Raw genomic sequence first — 21,004 nt, 5'->3', positions numbered from 1 at the left:
TCACGTCGAGGGCGGGGGAAGCACCGTGACGGTCAGGCGGGACGCGTCCGCGCCGCCGGTGCGCAGGGTCTGCGTGGCGGCCTTGGGGGCCGTCGTGGTCCAGGGGTTCTCGTCGGTGCCGGAGGACGGCAGGAACATGGGGTAGTCGCTGCTCGCGAGCAGCAGCGCCAGCCGGTGCCCCGGCCGCAACCGGTAGCCGGTGTGGCCGAGTTCGATGTGCACGCTCTCCGGCGCGGCCCCGCCGCGGACCGAGACCTCGCCCCGTACGACCAGGTGGGCCCGCCCGTCGGGGGCGAGGTCGAGCAGTTTCGCGAAGACGTCGAACACCGGGGCTGTGCTGGTGACCCGCAGGTCGAGTCCGACCGGGCCGGCCAGGTCGAGCGGCTGCGACGCCACCGGTCCGCTGAAGACGAGGACGTCGTCGCGGGCGGCCGTGGCGGCGGCGTCGGGGTGGGTCTGGAGGAGGGCGAAGGAGTTGGGGACCAGCGACGGGACGAGGGCGTCCGGGTCGTAGGCCCACCGGACGTCGTTCTCGCCGGCAGCGGGGGCCTCGGCCAGCGCCCCGCCCGGCGGCGGGCCCGCCGCGTCGGCCGGAGCGGCCAGCCAGAAGGTGCGCTCGACGCTCCCGGCGGGGGGCCACGTGCTCGACGTCCGCCAGCCGGCGTGCCCGAGTTCCCAGGTCACCTTCGGCAGCGACGACGCCGGGCGGACGCCCCTGAGGAACACGTCGAAGAAGTCGAGCGCCGGACCGGCGTAGCCGGCCAGCATGCGGTCGAGGGCCGCCTCGCTGACCGCGTGGTCGTCGTCCTCCCCGGCCGGCGCGAGGCCGAGGTGGTAGTTCTCGTGGTCGATCGCGCCCGCCCAGAGGTACTGCACGGCGTCCCAGCCGGGCCGGGCGGCCAGTTCCGTGTAGTCGCGCATGTGCGGGACGCCGATGTTGTCGAACCAGCCGACGCAGTGCAGCACCGGCACGGGCCGTGCGTCGAAGGGGTGGCGCCCCACCGCGTGGAACAGGTTCGTGTAGCGGGGTGCGAGCAGGTCGAACCACGCGGAGCGCGCGCCGATGGCGCGGAACGCCTGCTCGTACTGTTCGATGACCGGGCGGACGGAGCGGTCGGGCTCGTACTCGTAACTGTCCTGGTCGACCCAGTGGTGCGCGTAGTACTCGATGCCCTCCAGCCAGACCGGGCGCCCCGGGCCGGCCGGGTCGCCCTGGCTGGTCGCGTTGAAGTCCACGGTGGTCACCCGGGGGACGATGGCGCGCAGCGCGGGGTGCTGGGCGGCCACGGCGGCCCACTGCGTGAAGCCGTAGTAGGAGTCGCCGAACATGCCCACGACGCCGTCGGACCAGGGCTGGTGGGTGATCCACTCGATGGAGTCGTAGCCGTCCTCGGGCTCCCGTACGAACGGCAAGGTCCGGCCCCCGGAACGGAACTTGCCGCGCACGTCCTGCACGACGAGGGCGTAACCGCGGGCGGTGAACAGCGGGGCGACCTTGTCGAAGTAGACGTACCGGCTGTTCTTGTCGTACGGCAGGCGGACCAGCACGGCGGGGATGCCGTCTTTGTTCCCGTCGCCGCCCCGCTCGTCGCTCCCGTCGCCGCTCCGGTCGTCGGGGAGGTACACGTCGGTGGCAAGCCGGGTTCCGTCGCGCATCCGCACCAGGTGCTGGCGGGCCCGCTCCGGCACGGGGGCCGGGCGGATCCGTTCGAAGGGAAGGCTCATGTGATCTCCGGAATCGGGAAACGTGCGGCGCGAACGTTGAACAACGACGTCATGTAACGGCGTTGTATGACAACATTGCAGCTCCATGCAAACGGGGTCAACCCCTTGGGTTAAGGTCTGCGACATGCCGATTGAGGTAGACGAGGAGCGGCGGCTCGACGAGATCGCCGACGCCACCATCCAGGTCGCCCGCGAACGCGGCGTCCGCTCCGTCACCATCCGGGCGGTCGCCGCCCAGCTCGGCGGATCGACGGCGATGGTGACCAACTACGTCTCCAGCCGCTCCGCGCTCATGATCAACGCCCTGCGCCGGGCGGAGGAGGGCTGGACGCGGGAGATGGAGCAGGTCCTCGAAGGCGTCGCGGGGCCGGACCGGCTGCGCGCGGCGGCCCGCTGGATGTGCACCACCGAACGTGACGACGAAGTGCAGCGGCGGCTCCTCATGGAGATCGCCAGCGCGGGGCCCGGCGCCGGCGCCGAGGTCGAGGAGCTCCGGCGTGCGACGTCGCGGCGCAGCCGGGCCGAGTTCGGCGCGCTGGCCGCGGAGGCCGGCCTGCCCGATCCGGCGCTGGGCGCCGACATCCTCCACCTGCTGTTCCGCGGGTACTGGCTCTCCACCCTCGAAGACCCGGAGAGCTGGTCCACCGAACGCGGCACCCGGACCGCCCTGGCCCTGCTGGACCTCCTCGGCGGGCGGCCCGCGCGGGACTGACGCTCCCCGCGTCGTCCCGCGCCGCGGGAACGGGGTTGACAGTTCGGCCGGGCGGTCCCAGGCTGACCCCCGAGATAAAACGTCGTTGTATGACAGCCCCGCCGGGCGTGCCGCCACGCCGTGTGCCGCACGCCCTTGCCGGCCCCGTGCCGCCGCCGCTCCTCCCCGATCCCGCCCACCCGTGTGCCCGCCGCGCTGTCGCGGCGGCCGGGGGCCCTTTGTCGAAGAGGTATCCATGGGAAACTCAGCAACCCCGTCGGCCCCTCTGTGGCAGCGAACCGCCACGGAACTCGCCGCCGCCGTCCGGGCCCGTGACGTCTCCGCCGTGGAGGTGCTGGAGTCCTGTCTCGCCCGCATCGAGGAGGTGAACCCGGAGGTCAACGCGCTGGTGGACGTCCGCCCCGACGAAGCGCTCGCCGAGGCCCGCCGCGCCGACGAAGCCGTGGCCGCCGGCGCCGAACTGGGGCCGCTGCACGGCGTGCCCGTGTCCATCAAGATCAACACGGATCAGCGCGGCCACGCCACCAGCAACGGGGTGCGCGCCTTCGCCGACCGCCCCGCCGAGGGCGACGCGGCCTGCGTCACCGCCCTGCGCGAATCCGGCGCCGTACTCCTCGGGCGCAGCAACGCACCCGCCTTCTCCCTCCGCTGGTTCTCCACCAACGACCTGCACGGCCGCACCCTCAACCCCTGGGACCACGCCCGTACGCCCGGCGGCTCCAGCGGCGGTGCGGCGGCCGGCATCGCCGCCGGCATGACCCCGCTGGCCCAGGGGAACGACATCGGCGGATCCATCCGCTTCCCCGCCGCCTGCTGCGGCGTCGTGGGCGTCCGCCCCACCGTCGGCCGGGTCTCGGACTGGGGCCCGCCCGCCTTCGCCCAGACCCCCGGCGGGCTCGTCGAGCTCGACTTCCCGCCCACCGTCCACGCCTGCGCCGTACAGGGACCGCTCGCGCGGACCGTGGCCGACGCGCGGCTGGCGCTGCGCGTGATGACCACACCCGATCTGCGCAACCCGCACGGTGTCCCGGCGATCCCCGAACGCGCGCACGGCGCGGGGCCCCGGAAGGTGAGCGTCGTCCGGAGCATCGACACCGTCAAGAACCACCCGGACGTCGACCGGGCCGTGAGCGACGCCGCCGCACGGCTCGACGACGCCGGGTACGAGGTCGAGGAACTGGACGGCATGCCGCTGCTCGCCGAGGCGAGCCGCCTGTGGTCCCTGCTGATCACCGAGGACATGCGCCAGCTGCTGCCCCTGGTGGCGCAGGTCGGCGGACCGGACATCCGCACCGCCCTGGACCACCACTTCGCCGCCGCGGCCACCGTGTGGGGGGAGCGCCCCGGCCTGGAGACCTACATCAACGGCTGGGCGCGCCGGGCGACCCTCGTCACCCGTCTCCAGGAACTCCTCGGTGCCGAGCGGCTGCTGCTCACGCCGGTCTGCGCCGAGCCCGCGTTCGAGCAGGACGCCGACATCGACGGACGCGACCGGGCCCTGGGACTGTTCGGCGCCATGTGGCCGATGACCGCCGTGCCCGTCCTCGGCTTCCCCGCCGTCACGGTCCCCGTCGCCCTCGGCGACGGTCCTCCGCTGAGCGCGCAGCTCATCGGCGGGCGCTTCGAGGAGGAAGCCGTGCTCGACGCCGCCCAGGCGATCGAGGACCGCACACCGGTGATGCGCGTGTGGTCGTGAGCACCGGCGCCCGGACGCGCCGGCCCCCGCTCCGACGGCCGAGGGTTTGGGTCCGGCCGCGAGTGGCACTCGGGCAGCGGAATGCCCCAGTGAGAAGGTGCGATGCATGGTGGATCTCTTCCGGCGTACACGCGCGGCCTATTCCCGCTCCGAGAACCGCCACCTCGGTGGGTACGCGGCGGCCTCGGCGGCCTACTGCGGATTCGCGGCGGCCTGGGCGACGGCCGTCCACAGGAGCGGGCGGCCGCTGCCGGCCAGGGCGGCACCGGCCGACGTGGCGCTGACGTCCGTCGCGACGTTCCGGCTCAGCCGCCTGCTGACCAAGGCGTCGGTGACCAGTCCGCTGCGAGCGCCGTTCACGGAGTACGAGGGCCCGCAGGGACCGGCCGAGCTGGCGGAGAAGCCGCGCGACGGGGCGCGGCGGACGGCCGGCGAACTGCTGACCTGCCCCTTCTGCATGAGCGTCTGGGTCGGGACCGCGCTGACCGCGAGCCACGTGCTCTGGCCGCGGCCCACACGCGTCGTGGTGGCCGCCCTCGCCACGGTGGCCGGGGCGGACGCGCTGCAACTGGCCTACAGCGCGCTCATGAAGGCGGCCACCAAGGACTGAGGCGGCCCTACGACAACTGACCTCCGTAGTCGGGCAACTTGAACGTCTTCTCGGCGTGCCCGCCCACCAGGTCGCTGGTGTTGTTGCCGATGTTGGCGATGATCGTGTAGCCCCTGGCCTCTATCTTCGCCCGCATGTCGGTCTTGTACGCGCTCACCTCGTCGAAGAGGTCGGGCAGGCTGCGCGCGTACAGCCCCGCGACCGGATAGCCGGCCTTCTGGAGGTTGTACTCCGTCAGCGCGTGGATGATGCCGGGCCGGGCGGTCACGAAGAAGACGTCGACGCCGCGCGAGTCGGCGAAGCGGCTGAGGTCGCGGACGGGTGCGACCGCCGGCGTGGGGAAGTCCCAGAAGTCGTGGAACGCCGTCTCCAGCGAGGTGTTGTCGATGTCGAGGACGATGGCCCGCCTCTCGTCGGAGGGCTGCGAGGTCCGCTGCTCCAGGTAGGGGCGGGCGGTGGCGACGACGGCGGCCACATCGCGCTGCCAGGTCCGGTAGTCGACGGCCAGGAGCCGCGCCGAGGACGCGGTCCGCGGCTGGAGCGCGGGCTCCTGCGGCTGGGCCGCGGCGGCCGGCGCCGTCACGGTGACGGCGGTGACCACGGACAGGACCAGCGTGGTCGCGGTGGCCGCTGCCCGGGTTCTCCGTTCGCCAGTACGCATGGGGGGTGCTCCTTCGAGTCACGGCGCACGGATGGCCCGCCCCTCCGGTGAGGAGGGCGAGCCATTGGCATGTACGCGTCTTATGATGGAGCGTTCGAGGTGCTGCCTCTACTGGTCGGTAGCAAGATTCTTCGGCCCGTGGGAGTGCCTGGGCGCGTGCCTGCCTGTGTGTGTTCGCGTGCCGGCCCGGCGGTGACGCACCGTCACATGCCGGGGCCGCGCTTCGTCCCTTCCCAGCGGACGGTGCCGTGTTCGGTGAGCCGGCCGAAATCGGTGACGACGGGCACCAGTTCGCCGCGCAGCCACAGCGGCAGCTGGTCGCGAAGGTGGCCGCCCGGAGTCCCCAGGGCGCCCAGCGGAACGACCCACAGGCTGTTCTCGCGATCGGCCAGATCCCACACGTACCGGGCGGACGGGCCGCGCGCGCTGAGGTCGGTGACACCGGGCGTGCTGGACGTCGCCAGTACGCAGTCGTGGTCGCCGCCGAGTCCGGGCCACGGCTCCTCCTCCGCGGCGGGCAGCGCCTGGCAGGTTGCCAGGCGGTGGAGTTCGCCCCAGGGCGCCGGTGGCGCGGCGGCGACCTCGTCCAGGGCGGAGCGCACACAGCCCGGCACGTCGAGTCCGGGCAGCCGGTCGGTGGTCAGCAGGGTCTCCAGCGCGAAGGCGACCTTCGAGGTGAGGGTCAGCCACGGTGCGAAGACCGCCGGGTACGGCAGCGGCACGGCGAGGCCCGCGAGGTGCGGGGCCGCCGCGATCCGGCGGGTGACCGCCGAGCGCAGGCGCGCGTAGTCCGCCGCGGCGGTGCTGCCCGCGTCCATGTGGCGGTCCCAGGACAGCAGGCGTTCCCTGACCCGCTCGGCGCCGGGTCCCAGGGCGTCGAGCCGCGCCACCTGCTCCAGCAGCGGACCGGCCGCCGCCAGGTAGGTGTCCATGTGCACGGCCGCCATGCCGGCGGCCGTCCAGTCCCGTGACGCGCGCAGCAGGGCGTCGATACGGTCGGCGCGGTGCGGTGGGGCGAACTCGACCCCGAGGGGGGCGGCGATGCCCCGGGCGTTCGCCATCACGGCGACGCCGTCGATCGGGGCGCGGGGCGTGCCGACGCGGCCGTCCCAGTCGTGGCCGGGCTGCCAGGCGGGCACCACCCGCAGCCAGTTGTCGCGGTGCCGGGCGGGTACGTGCCCGGCCACCCGGTGCAGCAGCCCGCCGGACGAGTCGGCGGCGTGCACCACGTTGACGGGCTCGATCCAGCGGTCGAGGGCCCGGTCCACGTCCGCGACCGTGCGTGCCCTCAGCAGGTCGGGGAGCACGTCGAACCCGAGGTCCGCGGTGACCCGCGGCGGGTAGCGCAGGCTGATCCCCCCGGGCATGTCCGTCGGTTCCGTACCCGGGTCCGGGGCGTCTTCGAGGCCGTCGACGACGAGCGGGCCGCGCTCCGTCTCGATCACGTCGATCCGGACCGGTTCGCCTCCCGCGACCTCGACGGTCTCCCGGTGGAGGGCCGCCGGCCGCCAGCCGCCGGGCCCCAGCGCCTCGATGCCGCCTTCCGCACGGCGCAGCCGCTCCCGGTAGAGGTCGTGGTAGTCGGACATGGCGTTGGTGATGGCCCACGCGACCGTCCCGGTGTGGCCGAAGTGGGCGATCCCGGGTACGCCGGGAACGGCGAGGCCCACGACGTCGAACTCCGGGCAGGACAGGTGGATCTGCTGGTAGAAGCCGGGGTCCTGGATGAAGCGGTGCGGGTCGCCCGCGATGAGCGGCGCGCCGCCTGCCGTGCGCTCGCCCGCGACCATCCAGCCGTTCGACCCCGCGGTGCCGGGGTCGTCGGTGGCGAACAGGTCGACGGCCTCGTCGCCGAGCCGCCGGGCGACCTCCTCGCGCCACAGCTTGGTCGGGAAACCCGCGAAGAGGATGTGGTGGGCGAGCCAGACGCCGAGCGGGGTCCACCGCTCCCACGGCTGCGGGGCGAGTCCGGTCCGCGCGAACTGCGGAGCGGCCGCCGCGCCCCGCTCCAGACCGGCGTTGACCCCGTCGACGTACGCCGACACCCAGGCCGCGGTGTGCCCGTCGAGCCGGTCGAAGCAGCGCCGTGCGGTGTCGTCGAGCCTGGCCCGGCGGGCGAGCACGTCCCACGGGACGGCGCCCGCGCCGAGGAACGAGGCGGTGGTGCCCCGGGAGCGGTGCCGTTCGACCTCGATCTGCCAGGCCCGGTCCGCCGCGGCGTTCTCGCCCTGGCCGTACGCCAGCTGGAGCGGGTCGGACGCCCGGAGATGCGGGATGCCCCAGGCGTCCCGGTACGTGGTGACCGTCATGCTCTTCGTCTCCTCAAGCCGGGGGCGGGGCCTGGATCGGACCCCCCATAAGGTTAGGCTAAGCTAAGTGACCAACCGGCCCGCCGCGGCACGGGGTTGGACGGCCGCGCCACGCGCTGTCCGCGCGCGTCCCCCGGTCCCGGGGGGCGCTCACGGTCCGCACGCGGACACGCCGTCGACGGGGGAGGAGAACACGCATGGGACTGCCGGTCATCGGCTCCTACCCCATGCCCGACCGTGCGGCGATCCCTGCCTCGTGCGTTCCGTGGAGGATCGATCCCGCACGGGCCGCGCTGCTGGTCCACGACATGCAGAACCACTTCGTCCGGGCTTTCCCGCCGGAGCGCCCGCCCGTGGTCGAACTCGTCGGCAACATCGCCGCCCTGCGCGAACGCGCGCGGACGCTCGGCATCCCGGTCGTCTTCAGCGCCGAACCGGCCGTCCGGCCTCCCGGTCAGAACGGTCTGCCGGCCGACGTGTGGGGCCCGGGCTCCGGCGACGACCACGACGCCGCCGCGATCGTCGAGCCGCTCACGCCACGGCCCGGCGAACACCTGATGGCGAACGCCCGCCACAGCGCCTTCCTCCGCGGCCATCTCGGCAGACTGCTGCGGTCCACCGGCCGCGACCAGCTGATCATCTGCGGTGTGTACGCGCACCTCGGCGTCCTGCTGACCGCCGCGGACGCCTCCCTGCACGACATACAGCCGTTCGTCGTGGCGGACGCGGTGGCCGACCTCTCCGCCGAGGAGCACTCCATGGCGCTGCGCCTGGCCGCTCGCAGCGGCGTGGTGTGCGCCACCGGCGCCCTGCTGCACGACCTGTCCGCGAAGGAAGTGACTCCGTGACCGTGACCGCCGCACAGGGACTCAGCGCGAGCGGTGTGCCCGCAGGCGTCAAGGAATCCGGCCATCCCGGCCTGGCGCCGGTGGTGGAGCGAGGCCCGTCGCGAGCGGCGGCCGGCGAGCCGGCGGTGAATTGGAGCGACGACCCCACCGCCGAGCACGTCCACGAGAACAGCGCGTACAGCTCATGACCGGTGCCGAGGAGAGTCGCCGCCCGGCGGGATTCGACGGCCGGACGGTCGTGATCAAGTTCGGCGGCAACGCCATGGTCGACGAGGACCTGAAGCGTACGTTCGCCCGTGACGTGGTGGAGCTGCTGCGGGCAGGGCTGCGCCCGGTCGTCGTGCACGGCGGCGGCCCGCAGATCAGCGCGCTGCTCGACCGGCTCGGTCTGGACGTCCGCTTCGAGCAGGGACTGCGGGTGACCACTCCGGAGGTCATGGACGTGGTCCGCATGGTGCTGGCCGGCCGGGTCCAGCGGGAGCTGGTGGGCCTCATCAACCGGCACGGGCCGTTCGCGGTGGGGATGACCGGCGAGGACGCGCACACCATGACGGCCGTACGGCGGCCGGCCTGGGTGAACGGCGAGCCGGTGGACATCGGGCTGGTCGGTGACGTCGTCGACGTCGACCCCGACACCCTGCTGGCCCTGCTGGAGCGGGGCCGTGTCCCGGTGGTCTCGCCGATAGCGCGGGGCACGGACGGACAGGTCTACAACATCAACGCCGATCTCGCGGCGTCGGCGCTCGCGGTGGCCCTCGACGCGGAGAAGCTGGTGATGCTCACCGACGTCGAGGGGCTGTACGCGAACTGGCCCCACAACCCCGAGGTGATCGCCCGCCTGACGGCCGGTGAGCTGGAGAAACTGATGCCGGAACTGGCGAGCGGGATGCTCCCCAAGATGGAAGGGTGCCTGCGGGCCGTCCAGGCGGGCGTGCGCAAGGCCCACGTGCTCGACGGCCGGGTGCCGCACTCCGTGGTGCGGGCCGTCTTCAGCGGCGACGGCACCGGCACCACCGTGGTCCCGGACCGGGACGCGGACGGCGTATGACCACAGGCCGCGACGAGCGGCTCCCGCCCGGCACGCGCGGAGCGCCGCCCTGCGGCGCCTCGCGGGTTACGGCCGGATCGGCGACCGGCGGCGGCGCGGGCACGCGCGCGCCGCGGCGAGCAGGGTCCGGATCCGGTCACCGGCCTCCGCCGCGTGGTGCAGCGGGTCGGAGAAGGGCAGGCGCACGTCGTGGTGCGCGTCGGCGTGTTCGAGCCGCAGGGTGAGCCCGTACCGGTCCACGGCCACCGGCACCACGCGCCGTACGCCCTGTACGAGGTGCGGGTCCACGAGCCGGGTGAGCCGGGCCACCTCGTCGCCGTGCGCGTCGACGAGGTGGGTGAGCATGTCGGCCTCGTAGGCGGCCAGCGGGTCGGGGCCGGCGAGGGTGAGTTCGTCGAGGCCGACGGTGACCGTGCCGGCCGCCGTGGTCAGTTCGGCGTGTGCGAAGTCCAGGCGCACCAGGCCCGGTTCGGAGGCCCGGCCGACGGGAGCGAGCCAGCCGGTGAGCGTGACGCGGGCCCGCACGCGGTCGCGCACCGCGGTGGGGGCGATGTCGGTGAACTTCAGTACGGCGGCCACGATGCCGCGGGGCGCGAGGGCGACCTCGGCGGCCAGCGGGCAGTCGTCCGGCACGCGCAGGCACAGCCGGCCCCGCTCGTCGAGGGTGTGCAGGCCGGCCGGTTCGCAGGAGTGCCGGTCCGTGACCACCATGAGCGACCCCGCCGCGGCCACCACACTGCGCACGCGCTCCCCGTCGGTCGGCTGGGCCGTGCAGACCTCGGCATCCATCCCGGACTCCCCTCTCGGATTAGGTAAGGCTTGCCTAAGTTACCTCATGCGGATCTCGGCGGCCACCCCCCGTGCTCAGAGCGGGACGGGCGCAGGACGATCGGGTGCGCCTCCGTTCCAAGGGCGGCTCTCCGCGGACCGATCCTGTCCGCAAGGGTCGATAGCGTGCGGTCATGGCCTCGAAGAAGACGAACGCGGGACCGGCGCCGGCCGTACTGAGCACGCGCGCCCTCAATCGCGCCACCCTGGCACGCCAACTCCTGCTCCGGCGCACCGCCATGTCCGCGAAGGACGCCGTCACGCACCTGGTCGGGCTCCAGGCGCAGAACACCAAGCCGCCGTACTACCAACTCGCCGCCCGGCTCGACCGCTTCGACCCGTCGGAACTGTCGGGGCTCATGGCGTCCCGCGAGGTGGGACGCCTGGTCACCCTGCGCTCCACCATTCACACGCACACCGCCGACGACTGCCTCACGCTGCGGCCCCTCGTCCAGGCGGCGCGCGACCGCGAACTGCACATGTTCCGCGCGGGGCTGACGGGCGTGGACCTGGAGCGGCTCGCGGCCATGACGCGGGACTTCGTCGAGGAGCGGCCCCGGACGCTGAAGGAGATCCGCGAGCTGCTGCTGAAGGAGTGGCCCGGCGCCGAGCCGCTCGCCGTCGGCGTCGCGGCCCGCTGCCTGCTGCCGCTGGTCCAGGTCACCCCGCGCGGGCTGTGGGGGAAGAGCGGCCAGGTGGCGCTCACCACCGCCGAGCACTGGTTCGGACGCGAGTCCGCACCGGCCCCGGCGCCCGACGCGACCGTACTGCGCTACCTGGCGGCGTTCGGCCCCGCCTCGGTGAAGGACATGCAGACCTGGTGCGGGCTGACGCGGCTGCGGGACGCCTTCGAGCGGCTGCGGCCCCGGCTCGTCACCTTCCACGACCCGTACGGCGTCGAGCTCTTCGACCTCCCCGACGCGCCCCGGCCCGACGAGGACACCCCGGCGCCCCCGCGTTTCCTGCCGGAGTTCGACAACCTGCTGCTGTCCCACGCCGACCGTACGCGGGTGGTGCCCGCGCGGTACAAGGGCCGCACCTGGACGGGCAGCCAGAGCCACTCCACCTTCCTGGTGGACGGCTTCCTGGCGGGGACCTGGCGGCTGGACGAGACGAAGGACGGCGCCTCGGCCGTACTGACGGTCACCCCCTTCGGCCCTCTCACGCGGCCCCAGCGGGCGGCGCTGGAGCAGGAGGGCCGGTACGTGCTCGCGACCATGACCTCGGCCACCACGCACGACGTACGCTTCGCGACCTCCCCGGACGGCGACGGCTCCGCCTGAACGGCCCGGCCGCATCCCCCGTCAGGGGGTCGCTTCTCCCCCGTACGGGGGTAGTGGGACCGGGCCACCGCTTGGACGATGGCAGGAAGCGGTCCGGCGAGGGCCGGCGACGAGGAGGACGCATGGTGGCACGAGGCGACGCGACGGAGCAGTTCCGGGCGGCCCGGGACTTCCTGCTCCGGCACCGGGAGGACTACGAGGTGGCCTACGGCGGGTTCGTCTGGCCGCGCCCCGAGCGGTTCAACTGGGCGCTCGACTGGTTCGACCGGATCGCCGAGGGCAACGACAGGACCGCGCTGCACATCGTCGAGGAGGACGGCCGGCGCGCCGAGCTCTCCTTCGCGGCGCTGTCCGCGCGTTCCGGGCAGGTCGCCAACTGGCTCCGCGCGCGCGGCGTCGGGGCCGGTGACCGGGTCCTGGTGATGCTCGGCAACCAGCCGGAGCTGTGGGAGACGGCCCTGGCCGCGATGAAGCTGCGCGCCGTGGTCGTCCCGGCCACACCGCTGCTCGGCCCGGCCGACCTGCGCGACCGCGTCGCGCGCGGCAGGGTCCGGCACGTGATCGTGCGGGAGCAGGACACGGCCAAGTTCGACGACGTGCCGGGGGACTACTCCCGGATCGTCGTGGGCGGCGAGGCGGGCGGCCGGCCCGGGTGGCTGCCGTACGGCGATGCCCACGGCAGCCCGGAGGGTTTCCGGCCCGACGGCGCCACACACGCCGGTGACCCCCTGATGCTCTACTGCACCTCCGGCACGACCGCCCGCCCCAAACTCGTCGAACACACCCATGTGTCGTACCCGATCGGGCATCTGGCGACCATGTACTGGATCGGCCTGAAACCCGGCGACGTGCACCTCAACATCTCCTCGCCCGGCTGGGCCAAGCACGCCTGGTCCAATCTGTTCGCCCCGTGGAACGCCGAGGCGACCGTCTTCGTCCACAACTACACGCGCTTCGACCCGGCCAGGCTGATGACCGAGATGGACCGCGCCGGCGTCACCGGCTTCTGCGCCCCGCCGACCGTCTGGCGCATGCTGATCCAGGCGGATCTCGGGCAGTTGCGCACCCCGCCGCGCGAGGCCCTCGCCGCGGGGGAGCCGCTCAACCCCGAGGTCATCGAGACGGTGCGACGCGAGTGGGGCGTGACGGTCAGGGACGGCTTCGGGCAGACCGAGACGGCCGTCCAGGTCGCCAACACACCCGGCCAGCGGCTCCTCGCCGGCTCGATGGGCCGGCCGAGCCCGGGCTACGTCGTCGACCTGCTCGACCCGGTCACCGGGGAGCCGGGGGCGAGCGAGGGCGAGATCTGCCTCGACCTCTCCGCGCGGCCGGTCGGACTGACGACCGGCTACCACGGAGACCCCGAGCGCACGGCGCAGGCCATGGCGGGCGGCTACTACCGCACCGGTGACATCGCCTCACGCGACGCCGACGGATACCTCACCTACATCGGGCGTGCGGACGACGTGTTCAAGTCCTCCGACTACAAGGTTTCGCCATTCGAACTGGAAAGCGCCCTGCTGGAGCACGAGGCGGTGGCCGAGGCGGCCGTCGTGCCGGCGCCCGACCCGCTGCGGCTCGCCGTGCCGAAGGCGTACGTCGTCCTCGCCGAGGGCTGGGAACCGGGACCCGACACGGCCAAGCTGCTGTTCGCGCACTCGCGGTCGGTGCTCGCGCCCTATCAGCGGATCCGGCGCATCGAGTTCACCGAACTGCCCAAGACCGTGTCCGGCAAGATCCGCCGGATCGAGCTGCGCGAGCGTACGGCGCGGGGCTCGGAGACGGAGTACGACGAGGGGGACCTGCGATGAACGCGGACGCCTCGCCCGCGTAGCCCACCCGACCGGCGCCTCCCCCCGCTCCTGCGCGACCGCACGGCCGCGACCCCGACCGCCCGGCCGCGACCCCGGCCGGGCGGTCGCGGCCCGCTCGGAGCGGGAGGCGCGCGTCGACGTGGCGGCCGGGCACGCGCTGAGCGGTACCCGGCCGGTGGGTCCGGTGCCGCTCACGCGCCGGTGGTGATCAGCTCGTCCGCCGGGCGGTTGACCGGTTGCGGTGTGCCCGTGAGGTCCATGACGAAGAGTGGGACACCGAGGCCCTCCGCGCGCGCCCGGGCGTCGTCGGTGTACCCGGCCAGGGAGAAGAAGACGCTCACCGCCGACGCGCTCAGCCCGTGCAGCCACAGGCACTCGACCTCGCGCAGGCCGGCCGGGCGGGTGGTCGGGTCGACCTGGGCGATCATGCCGGGCGCCCGCAGGTCTATGCCCGAGGCCGGGCGCTCGGGGGACTGCATGATGTCGTGGAATCCGAGCCACTTGAGGTAGAGCGCCGCCGCGGTCACCGCGTCCCGCGCGGTCCTGATCGTCATCGGGCGGAACCGCGGACGCGGGGGAGCCGCCGTACGCGGCAGCGGGATGTGCGCCGGGCGTCCGGCGGCCGGCGCGGGCGTCCGGCCGTCGCGCGGGGCGGCGGCCGTGGGGGGCGCGGGCCGCGGTACGGGGCGTACCGGTATGCGCAGCACCACGCCGCAGGCGCATCCCAGCTCCGGCTGCGGCCACTGGTCCTGGCGCCCGCACGCGCCGCACCGGACGGTCACCCACGCGTCGGTCCAGGTGCGGTGCGTGATCCGCTCCGGGGCGGCGCCCCGTAAGAGCGGCGGCGCCACCGGCTCACCGCACGCGCACGGGAAGACCGGCGGCGTGAAGGTGTGCTGGCGACGGCAGGCCGGGCAGCGCACCGGCACGTTCTCTCCCATGACCGTCCCCCTCGGACCGTCGGCGTGTGCGTGCGTACGTGCGTACGTGTGTGTGCGTGCGTGCGTGCGGGGGACCGCGGCGTGCGGCCGGGCGCCCGCGACCGCGGTACGTCGCCCATCGTCCACCAAGAGCGACCCGTTGGGGAGGGTCTTCAACCAATGCCGGCTCTTGACGAGCGCCGGACCTCACCCTAGATTGCTTCCGTATAGCAGAATCAGATTTCCGCATTATGGAAACCATGGAGTGGTGCTCACCGGCTCGCAACGGTGAGCCGCTCCGACTGGCCGAGCAGGAGTACGCGATGCCTCGAATGACCGCAGCCCGAGCCGCAGTTGAGATCCTCAAGCGCGAAGGCGTCACGAACGCGTTCGGTGTGCCGGGCGCGGCGATCAACCCGTTCTACAAGGCACTGAAAGAGGGCGGCGGCGTCCACCACACCCTCGCCCGCCACGTCGAGGGCGCGTCCCACATGGCCGAGGGCTACACCCGCGCCAAGGCGGGCAACATCGGTGTCTGCATCGGTACGTCCGGCCCCGCCGGAACCGACATGATCACCGGCCTGTACTCGGCGATCGCGGACTCGATCCCGATCCTGTGCATCACCGGCCAGGCCCCGGTCTCGAAGCTCCACAAGGAGGACTTCCAGGCCGTCGACATCGCCTCGATCGCCAAGCCGGTCACCAAGGCCGCCACCACGGTCCTGGAGGCCGCCCAGGTCCCGGGCGTCTTCCAGCAGGCGTTCCACCTCATGCGCTCCGGCCGTCCCGGCCCGGTCCTCATCGACCTGCCGATCGACGTCCAGCTGACCGAGATCGAGTTCGACCCGGAGACCTACGAGCCGCTGCCGGTCTACAAGCCGAAGGCGACCCGCGCCCAGGCCGAGAAGGCCCTCCGCTTCCTGCTGGAGTCCGAGCGCCCGCTGATCGTCGCAGGCGGCGGCATCATCAACGCCGACGCCTCCGATCTGCTGGTCGAGTTCGCCGAGCTGACCGGCGTCCCGGTCATCTCCACCCTCATGGGCTGGGGCACCATCCCGGACGACCACGAGCTGAGCGCCGGCATGGTCGGCGTCCAGACCTCGCACCGCTACGGCAACGCGACCTTCCTCGAGTCGGACTTCGTCCTCGGCATCGGCAACCGCTGGGCCAACCGCCACACCGGTTACAACCTGGACGCCTACACCAAGGGCCGCAAGTTCGTCCACGTCGACATCGAGCCCACCCAGATCGGCAAGATCTTCGCCCCGGACTTCGGCATCGCCTCCGACGCCAAGGCCGCCCTGGAGCTCTTCATCGAGATCGCCAAGGAGCTCAAGGGCGAGGGCAGGCTGCCGGACTTCGGCGCTTGGGCCGCTTCCGCCCAGGAGCGCAAGGCCACCCTCCAGCGCCGTACGCACTTCGACAACATCCCGATGAAGCCGCAGCGCGTGTACGAGGAGATGAACAGGGCCTTCGGCCCGGAGACGCGCTACGTCACCACCATCGGCCTCTCCCAGATCGCCGGCGCGCAGATGCTGCACGTCTACCGCCCGCGCAACTGGATCAACTGCGGCCAGGCCGGCCCGCTCGGCTGGACCATCCCGGCCGCGATCGGCGCCGCCACCGCCGACCCGGACACCCCGATCGTCGCGCTCTCGGGCGACTACGACTTCCAGTTCATGATCGAGGAGCTCGCGGTCGCCGCGCAGCACAAGGTCCCCTACGTCCACGTCCTCGTGAACAACGCATACTTGGGCCTGATCCGTCAGGCGCAGGGCGGTCTCGGGATCAACTTCGAGGTCAACCTCGAATTCGAGAACATCAACACCCCGGAGATCGGCGTCTACGGCGTCGACCACATCAAGGTCGCCGAGGGCCTGGGCGTCAAGGCCATCCGCGTGACGGACCCGAACGAGCTGGGCGCTGCCTTCGAAGAGGCCAAGAAGCTCGCCGTCGAGCACCAGGTCCCGGTCGTCGTCGAGGCCATCCTGGAGCGCATCACCAACATCGCGATGAGCAAGACGGTCGACATGAGCGACGTGACCGAGTTCGAGGAGCTCGCCACCGAGCCCGGCCACGCCCCCACGGCGATCCGCCCGCTGGTCTGACGGGCCCCGCCCGCCACGGCGACCGGCCCATCGGGCCGGACCCCGCCCCCTCGCGCCCCCGGCGCCCGTGCTGCTTGCGCAGGACGGGCCCCGGGGGCTTCGCCATGCCCGCTGACATGCGGGCGTACGTGCGTCCCGTCGCGCCGCCCCGCTTGCGGCGGCCGGAGTTTGCGGTTGATCTTGAACGAGCGCCGCATCCGGTGCTGATCCGCCCGTACCGCTTCGAGGGAGTGCCCGTGCGTCAGAACCGCCCCGTGCCGTCTCGTCCACCCCGTTCCCGCCGGCTCTCGCGCCCCGGCGTGCGAGCCGTCGTCGGCGTCGTCGCGTCTCTCGCGCTCGTCGGTTTCCCGGGCGCCGCCGCGTCCCCGGCGGCCGCCGACACCGGCCGGGCGCCCGCGGCCGACCCGGCGGCGGTCCGCGACTGGAACGCCATCGCCACTCAGACCATCAGCGCGAACCTCGGCGCCATGCACCCCTCCGGGCAGGTGGCCGTCTGGCACGCGTTCGTCTCCGCCGCCGTCCACAACGCCGTGAGCGGCATTCAGGGCCGGTACGCCCTCTACGAGTGGAACGCGAGAGGCCCCGCCGCCGCGTCGCCCGAAGCCGCGGCCGTGACCGCCGCACACCGCGTACTGCTCGCCTGCTTCCCCGCGTCGCAGTCGCGGCTCGACGCCGAGTACGCCGCCTCCCTCGCCAAGATCCCCGACGGTCCCGCCGAGGACCAGGGCGTGGCCTACGGGGAGCGGGCCGCCGAGCACATCGTCCGCCTCCGCGAGGGGGACGGCCGTTTCGAGCCGGTCGAGTACACCGCCGAACCCGCGCCAGGGGTCTGGCGGCCCACCGCGCCCGCCCACCAGCCCTACGTCGACTCCTGGCTGGGCGCCATGCGCCCGCTGCTGCTCAGGTCCCCGGACCAGTTCCGGCCGGGGCCGCCCCCGGCCCTGACCTCCGAGCGCTACGCCCGGGACGTGAACGAGGCGAAGACCATGGGCGCCAAGACGGGATCCGCCCGGACCGCGCACCAGACGGAGACGGCCCTCTTCTTCGGCGGCAACCTGCTGGTGCAGTTCCAGACGGCCTTCCGGGACCACGCGACCCGGCACGGCCTGGGCATCGCCGAAACGGCGCGGCTGTTCGCCGCGGTCAACACCGCGGCGGCCGACGCGGTCGTCACCTCCTGGGACTCCAAGCTCCACTACGGCCTGTGGCGACCGGTTACCGCCGTCCACCTCGCGGACACCGACGGCAACCCGGCGACCGAGGCGGACCCGCAGTGGCAGCCGCTGCTCGTGACGCCCCCTCATCCCGAGTACATCAGCGGCCACGCGGCCGTGGCCGGCGCGGTCATGCGCACCGCCGCCGGGGTGCTCGGCACCTCGCGCGTCGACCTGTACGTCCGTTCCGAGGCCGTCGCCACCACACGGCACTACGAGTACGCCGACGAGTTCAACCGGGACATGGTCGACGCCCGCGTGTGGGGCGGGATCCACTTCCGCAGCGCCGACGTCGCCGGATGCGAGACGGGCCTGCGCATCGGAGACTGGGCGCTCGCCCACTACTTCCAGCCACTGGGCAGGGCGACGCCGCGGGTGCCGCACGCGTCACCGGCGTCCGGGGCCGCGGCCCTTCCCCACTGCCCGCGCTGAAGTCCGCATCTCCCTCTAATCGGTTAAATAACCCGCTTGAGGACATGAGCGCCCCCCCTGATGGGGAAGTGTGTCGGACATCGACCGCACACCGTCTGGAGCAACGTGGAGACCGAGACCACCGGCACCGTATGGAGCTGCCCCTTCGACTACGCGGAGGCCCTCGAGTTCGACCCCCAGCTCCGACGCATGCTGGAGACCGACCCCGTCGCGCGGATCCGTATGCCGTACGGAGAAGGGGAGGCATGGCTCGTCACCCGCTACGAGGACGTGCGGACGGTCACCACCGACCGGCGGTTCAGCCGCAGCGCGGTCAAGGGCCGCGACTTCCCGCGGATGACGCCGGAACCGATCGTGCAGTCGGAGTCGATCAACCTCATGGACCCGCCGGCGAGCAGCCGGCTGCGCAGTCTGGTCGCCAAGAGCTTCGCGCCGCGCCACGTGGCGCGCATGCGCGAGCGCACCCAGAGCGTGGTCGACCTGATGCTCGACCGGATGGCTGACTTCGGTTCCCCGGCCGACCTCGTGGAGCACATCGCCGCCCCGCTGCCGCTCATGACGATCTGCGAGGTCCTCGGCATCCCCGAGGACGACCGGCCGCGGCTGCGCGGGCACGCCTACACCATGATGAACGTGAGCGCGGAGAACCGGGAGGCCGCCGTCCGCGCCAAGGCCGCCCTGCGCGCCTACTTCGCCGAGCTGAGCGCCGAGCGGCGCCGCGCGCCGGGCGACGACCTGATCAGCACGCTGGCGACCGCCCGCGACGGCGCCGAGCTGCTCGACGACGACGAGCTGGCCGTCATGTCGATGGTGCTGCTCATCACCGGCCAGGACACGACGACGTACGAGATCGGGAACATCGCGTACACGCTGCTCAGCCGTCCCGACGTCCTCGGCACGCTCCGGGCGCGGCCCTCGGCCCTGCCGGCGGCGATCGGGGAGCTCCTGCGGTTCATCCCGTTCCGCAAGGGCGTCGGCATCCCGCGGATCGCCACCGAGGACGTGGAGCTGAGCGGCGTGCCGATCCGGGCGGGGGACGTCGTACACGTCTCGTACCTCACGGCGAACCGGGACGAGCGGAAGTTCGACCGTCCCGGCGAACTGGACGTGGACCGGCCCGTGGTGCCCCACATGACCTTCGGCTGGGGAGCGCACCACTGCCTCGGCGCGCCGCTCGCCGCGATGGAGCTCGAGGTCGTCTTCGCCACGCTCCTCGACCGCTTCCCCGGGCTGCGGCTCGCGGTGGACCCGTCCCAGGTGCGCTGGAACACCACCTCCATCTGGCGCTACCCGCTCGCCCTTCCTGTGGCGTGGTGACTGGTCGGCAGTGTGACGAAGCGCCAGTGTGACAGGGGTCGGTGTGACAGGGGTCGGTGTGACGAAGGGCCGGCGTGGCGACAACGCGTGTGACGAAGTCCCGCGCCCAACCGGACCCGTGTGACCCGGGCCTTCGTGACCCGGACCCGTGTGACCCAGACCTTTGTGACCCAGACCTTTGTGACCCAGACCCGCGTGACCCAGACCTTGTGACGAACAGCCCGTGTGACGACCACCCGTGGTGACGACCGCCCCGTGGTGACGACAGCCCGGCCGTACCGCTGCCCGGCATGAGACAAGGAAGAACCATGGCCACACTGTGCCGACCGTCCGTCGCCGTACCCGATCACGTCATCACGATGGAGCAGACGCTCGAACTGGCCCGCGAGACGCACGCGGACCATCCCCAGCGGGGCCTCGTCCTGCGCCTCATCGAGAACACGGGTGTCCGCACCCGGCACATCGTGCAGCCCATCGAGGACACCCTGCGGCACCCCGGTTTCGAGATCCGCAACAAGGTGTACGAGGCCGAGGCCAAGGCGCGTGTCCCCGGTGTGGTGCGTCGGGCGCTCGCCCACGCCGAGGTGGAGCCCGGCGACATCGACCTGATCGTCTACGTGTCCTGCACCGGTTTCATGATGCCCTCGCTGACCGCCTGGCTGATCAACGCGATGGGCTTCCGGCCGGAGACCCGGCAGCTGCCCATCGCCCAACTCGGCTGCGCCGCCGGGGGCGCGGCGATCAACCGCGCGCACGACTTCTGCACGGCGTACCCGAAGGCCAACGTACTGATCGTGTCCTGCGAGTTCTGCTCGCTCTGCTACCAGCCGACCGACATCGGAGTGGGCTCGCTGCTCTCGAACGGACTGTTCGGGGACGCCATCTCGGCGGCCGTCGTGCGCGGCGAGGGCGGGGTCGGCATGCGCATCGAGCGCAACGGCTCGCATCTGGTGCCCCACACGGAGGACTGGATCTCGTACGCCGTACGGGACACCGGGTTCCACTTCATGCTGGACAAACGGGTGCCGGGGACCATGGAGATGCTGGCTCCGGCGCTCAAGTCGCTCGTCGCCCAGCACAGCTGGGAGGTGTCGCAGATGGACTTCTTCATCGTCCACGCCGGCGGCCCGCGCATCCTCGACGACCTGTGCCACTACCTGGACCTGCCGCCGGAGATGTTCCGGTTCAGCCGGGCCACGCTGACCGAGCGCGGGAACATCGCCAGTTCCGTGGTCTTCGACGCGCTGGCGCGGCTCTTCGACGAGGACACCGTCGCGGACGGGGCCGGCGGCCTGATCGCCGGGTTCGGGCCTGGCATCACGGCCGAGACCGCGCTCGGCCGGTGGGTGGGAGCGCCCGCGCACGCCGTCCGGACCGTCGGGGCGCCGGTCGCCGAGGCGGTCGGGGTGGGCTGAGCGCCCGGGAAAACCTGAAGGGCGCGGGGTGCGTACGGGACCGTCCGTACGCACCCCGCGCCCT

General features: G+C 72.7%; 17 protein-coding genes. 12 read left to right on the top strand and 5 right to left on the bottom strand.

What is annotated here, in order from left to right; genetic code table 11:
• Positions 1 to 1,725, bottom strand: a complete 1,725-nt coding sequence (locus ACWGH0_RS05430) for a CocE/NonD family hydrolase (protein WP_453402809.1) — start codon at positions 1,723 to 1,725, stop codon at positions 1 to 3.
• A 124-nt stretch (positions 1,726 to 1,849) separates the two neighbouring features.
• Here ACWGH0_RS05430 and ACWGH0_RS05425 point away from each other — a divergent pair, with 124 nt between their 5' ends.
• The 3 genes from ACWGH0_RS05425 (at position 1,850) to ACWGH0_RS05415 (ending at position 4,743) form a co-directional block, all read left to right on the top strand.
• Positions 1,850 to 2,437 carry a TetR/AcrR family transcriptional regulator gene (locus ACWGH0_RS05425; protein WP_453402808.1) on the top strand — a complete coding sequence of 196 codons (588 nt, stop codon included), beginning with the start codon at positions 1,850 to 1,852 and terminating at the stop codon, positions 2,435 to 2,437.
• Between the two features lie 235 nt (positions 2,438 to 2,672).
• A complete protein-coding gene (locus ACWGH0_RS05420; protein ID WP_453402807.1) occupies positions 2,673 to 4,133 on the top strand; it encodes an amidase in 1,461 nt (486 codons plus the stop codon).
• Positions 4,134 to 4,239: 106 nt separating this feature from the next.
• On the top strand, positions 4,240 to 4,743 hold the full coding sequence (locus ACWGH0_RS05415; RefSeq protein WP_453402806.1) for a DUF1360 domain-containing protein: 504 nt from the start codon (positions 4,240 to 4,242) through the stop codon (positions 4,741 to 4,743).
• A 7-nt stretch (positions 4,744 to 4,750) separates the two neighbouring features.
• Here the strand turns inward: ACWGH0_RS05415 and ACWGH0_RS05410 are convergent, their stop codons facing one another.
• Both ACWGH0_RS05410 and ACWGH0_RS05405 read right to left on the bottom strand, forming a co-directional pair.
• Entirely contained in the window at positions 4,751 to 5,404 is a 654-nt protein-coding gene (locus ACWGH0_RS05410) for an HAD family acid phosphatase (RefSeq protein WP_453402805.1), read from the bottom strand.
• Positions 5,405 to 5,607: 203 nt separating this feature from the next.
• Positions 5,608 to 7,713 (bottom strand): penicillin acylase family protein, encoded by a 2,106-nt coding sequence (locus ACWGH0_RS05405; RefSeq protein ID WP_453402804.1) that lies wholly within the window; start codon positions 7,711 to 7,713, stop codon positions 5,608 to 5,610.
• Between the two features lie 197 nt (positions 7,714 to 7,910).
• On the opposite strand from ACWGH0_RS05405, the gene ACWGH0_RS05400 reads away from it, so the two are divergent.
• From ACWGH0_RS05400 to argB, 3 genes are read left to right on the top strand one after another with little or no spacing between them, the layout of a single operon-like run.
• Positions 7,911 to 8,561: an isochorismatase family protein gene (locus ACWGH0_RS05400; protein ID WP_453402803.1), complete on the top strand. Its 651-nt coding sequence runs from the start codon at positions 7,911 to 7,913 to the stop codon at positions 8,559 to 8,561.
• Entirely contained in the window at positions 8,558 to 8,749 is a 192-nt protein-coding gene (locus ACWGH0_RS05395; RefSeq protein ID WP_453402802.1) for a hypothetical protein, read from the top strand. The genes ACWGH0_RS05400 and ACWGH0_RS05395 overlap by 4 nt, the downstream gene beginning before the upstream one ends.
• Positions 8,746 to 9,609 (top strand): acetylglutamate kinase, encoded by an 864-nt coding sequence (gene argB / locus ACWGH0_RS05390; RefSeq protein ID WP_453402801.1) that lies wholly within the window; start codon positions 8,746 to 8,748, stop codon positions 9,607 to 9,609. The genes ACWGH0_RS05395 and argB overlap by 4 nt, the downstream gene beginning before the upstream one ends.
• 66 nt (positions 9,610 to 9,675) lie before the next feature.
• Here argB and ACWGH0_RS05385 read toward each other — a convergent pair whose 3' ends face one another.
• A complete protein-coding gene (locus tag ACWGH0_RS05385; RefSeq protein WP_453402800.1) occupies positions 9,676 to 10,398 on the bottom strand; it encodes a DUF2470 domain-containing protein in 723 nt (240 codons plus the stop codon).
• Positions 10,399 to 10,571: 173 nt separating this feature from the next.
• Between ACWGH0_RS05385 and ACWGH0_RS05380 the strand changes: the two genes are divergently transcribed.
• Together ACWGH0_RS05380 and ACWGH0_RS05375 are read left to right on the top strand one after the other, a co-directional pair.
• Complete coding sequence (locus ACWGH0_RS05380; RefSeq protein WP_453402799.1) at positions 10,572 to 11,720, top strand: winged helix DNA-binding domain-containing protein; 1,149 nt, start codon at positions 10,572 to 10,574, stop codon at positions 11,718 to 11,720.
• 122 nt (positions 11,721 to 11,842) lie between these two features.
• Positions 11,843 to 13,531 carry an AMP-binding protein gene (locus ACWGH0_RS05375; RefSeq protein WP_453402798.1) on the top strand — a complete coding sequence of 563 codons (1,689 nt, stop codon included), beginning with the start codon at positions 11,843 to 11,845 and terminating at the stop codon, positions 13,529 to 13,531.
• Between the two features lie 194 nt (positions 13,532 to 13,725).
• On the opposite strand, the gene ACWGH0_RS05370 is transcribed toward ACWGH0_RS05375, so the two are convergent.
• Positions 13,726 to 14,475, bottom strand: a complete 750-nt coding sequence (locus ACWGH0_RS05370) for a hypothetical protein (protein WP_453402797.1) — start codon at positions 14,473 to 14,475, stop codon at positions 13,726 to 13,728.
• 302 nt (positions 14,476 to 14,777) lie between these two features.
• Here ACWGH0_RS05370 and gcl point away from each other — a divergent pair, with 302 nt between their 5' ends.
• From gcl to ACWGH0_RS05350, 4 genes are all read left to right on the top strand, one after another.
• On the top strand, positions 14,778 to 16,562 hold the full coding sequence (gene gcl / locus ACWGH0_RS05365) for a glyoxylate carboligase (protein WP_453402796.1): 1,785 nt from the start codon (positions 14,778 to 14,780) through the stop codon (positions 16,560 to 16,562).
• 236 nt (positions 16,563 to 16,798) lie between these two features.
• Positions 16,799 to 18,208 carry a vanadium-dependent haloperoxidase gene (locus ACWGH0_RS05360; protein ID WP_453402795.1) on the top strand — a complete coding sequence of 470 codons (1,410 nt, stop codon included), beginning with the start codon at positions 16,799 to 16,801 and terminating at the stop codon, positions 18,206 to 18,208.
• A gap of 105 nt (positions 18,209 to 18,313) precedes the next feature.
• Positions 18,314 to 19,525 (top strand): cytochrome P450, encoded by a 1,212-nt coding sequence (locus tag ACWGH0_RS05355; protein ID WP_453402794.1) that lies wholly within the window; start codon positions 18,314 to 18,316, stop codon positions 19,523 to 19,525.
• A 308-nt stretch (positions 19,526 to 19,833) separates the two neighbouring features.
• Complete coding sequence (locus ACWGH0_RS05350; protein WP_453402793.1) at positions 19,834 to 20,940, top strand: type III polyketide synthase; 1,107 nt, start codon at positions 19,834 to 19,836, stop codon at positions 20,938 to 20,940.
• Positions 20,941 to 21,004: the final 64 nt, after the last annotated feature.

This window comes from Streptomyces sp. NPDC054887 (assembly GCF_053610585.1).
This window is presented reverse-complemented; position numbering and strand designations above follow the sequence as displayed.

What these genes read in the sequence shown, in the direction of transcription:
- ACWGH0_RS05415 (WP_453402806.1), top strand. Translation starts at nt 4,240, where the DNA reads ATGGTGGATCTCTTCCGGCGTACACGCGCGGCCTATTCCCGCTCCGAG.
- ACWGH0_RS05385 (WP_453402800.1), bottom strand. Translation starts at nt 10,398, where the DNA reads ATGGATGCCGAGGTCTGCACGGCCCAGCCGACCGACGGGGAGCGCGTG.
- ACWGH0_RS05400 (WP_453402803.1), top strand. Translation starts at nt 7,911, where the DNA reads ATGGGACTGCCGGTCATCGGCTCCTACCCCATGCCCGACCGTGCGGCG.
- ACWGH0_RS05380 (WP_453402799.1), top strand. Translation starts at nt 10,572, where the DNA reads ATGGCCTCGAAGAAGACGAACGCGGGACCGGCGCCGGCCGTACTGAGC.
- ACWGH0_RS05420 (WP_453402807.1), top strand. Translation starts at nt 2,673, where the DNA reads ATGGGAAACTCAGCAACCCCGTCGGCCCCTCTGTGGCAGCGAACCGCC.
- ACWGH0_RS05425 (WP_453402808.1), top strand. Translation starts at nt 1,850, where the DNA reads ATGCCGATTGAGGTAGACGAGGAGCGGCGGCTCGACGAGATCGCCGAC.
- ACWGH0_RS05430 (WP_453402809.1), bottom strand. Translation starts at nt 1,725, where the DNA reads ATGAGCCTTCCCTTCGAACGGATCCGCCCGGCCCCCGTGCCGGAGCGG.
- ACWGH0_RS05370 (WP_453402797.1), bottom strand. Translation starts at nt 14,475, where the DNA reads ATGGGAGAGAACGTGCCGGTGCGCTGCCCGGCCTGCCGTCGCCAGCAC.
- ACWGH0_RS05410 (WP_453402805.1), bottom strand. Translation starts at nt 5,404, where the DNA reads ATGCGTACTGGCGAACGGAGAACCCGGGCAGCGGCCACCGCGACCACG.
- ACWGH0_RS05375 (WP_453402798.1), top strand. Translation starts at nt 11,843, where the DNA reads ATGGTGGCACGAGGCGACGCGACGGAGCAGTTCCGGGCGGCCCGGGAC.
- gcl (WP_453402796.1), top strand. Translation starts at nt 14,778, where the DNA reads ATGCCTCGAATGACCGCAGCCCGAGCCGCAGTTGAGATCCTCAAGCGC.
- argB (WP_453402801.1), top strand. Translation starts at nt 8,746, where the DNA reads ATGACCGGTGCCGAGGAGAGTCGCCGCCCGGCGGGATTCGACGGCCGG.
- ACWGH0_RS05350 (WP_453402793.1), top strand. Translation starts at nt 19,834, where the DNA reads ATGGCCACACTGTGCCGACCGTCCGTCGCCGTACCCGATCACGTCATC.
- ACWGH0_RS05405 (WP_453402804.1), bottom strand. Translation starts at nt 7,713, where the DNA reads ATGACGGTCACCACGTACCGGGACGCCTGGGGCATCCCGCATCTCCGG.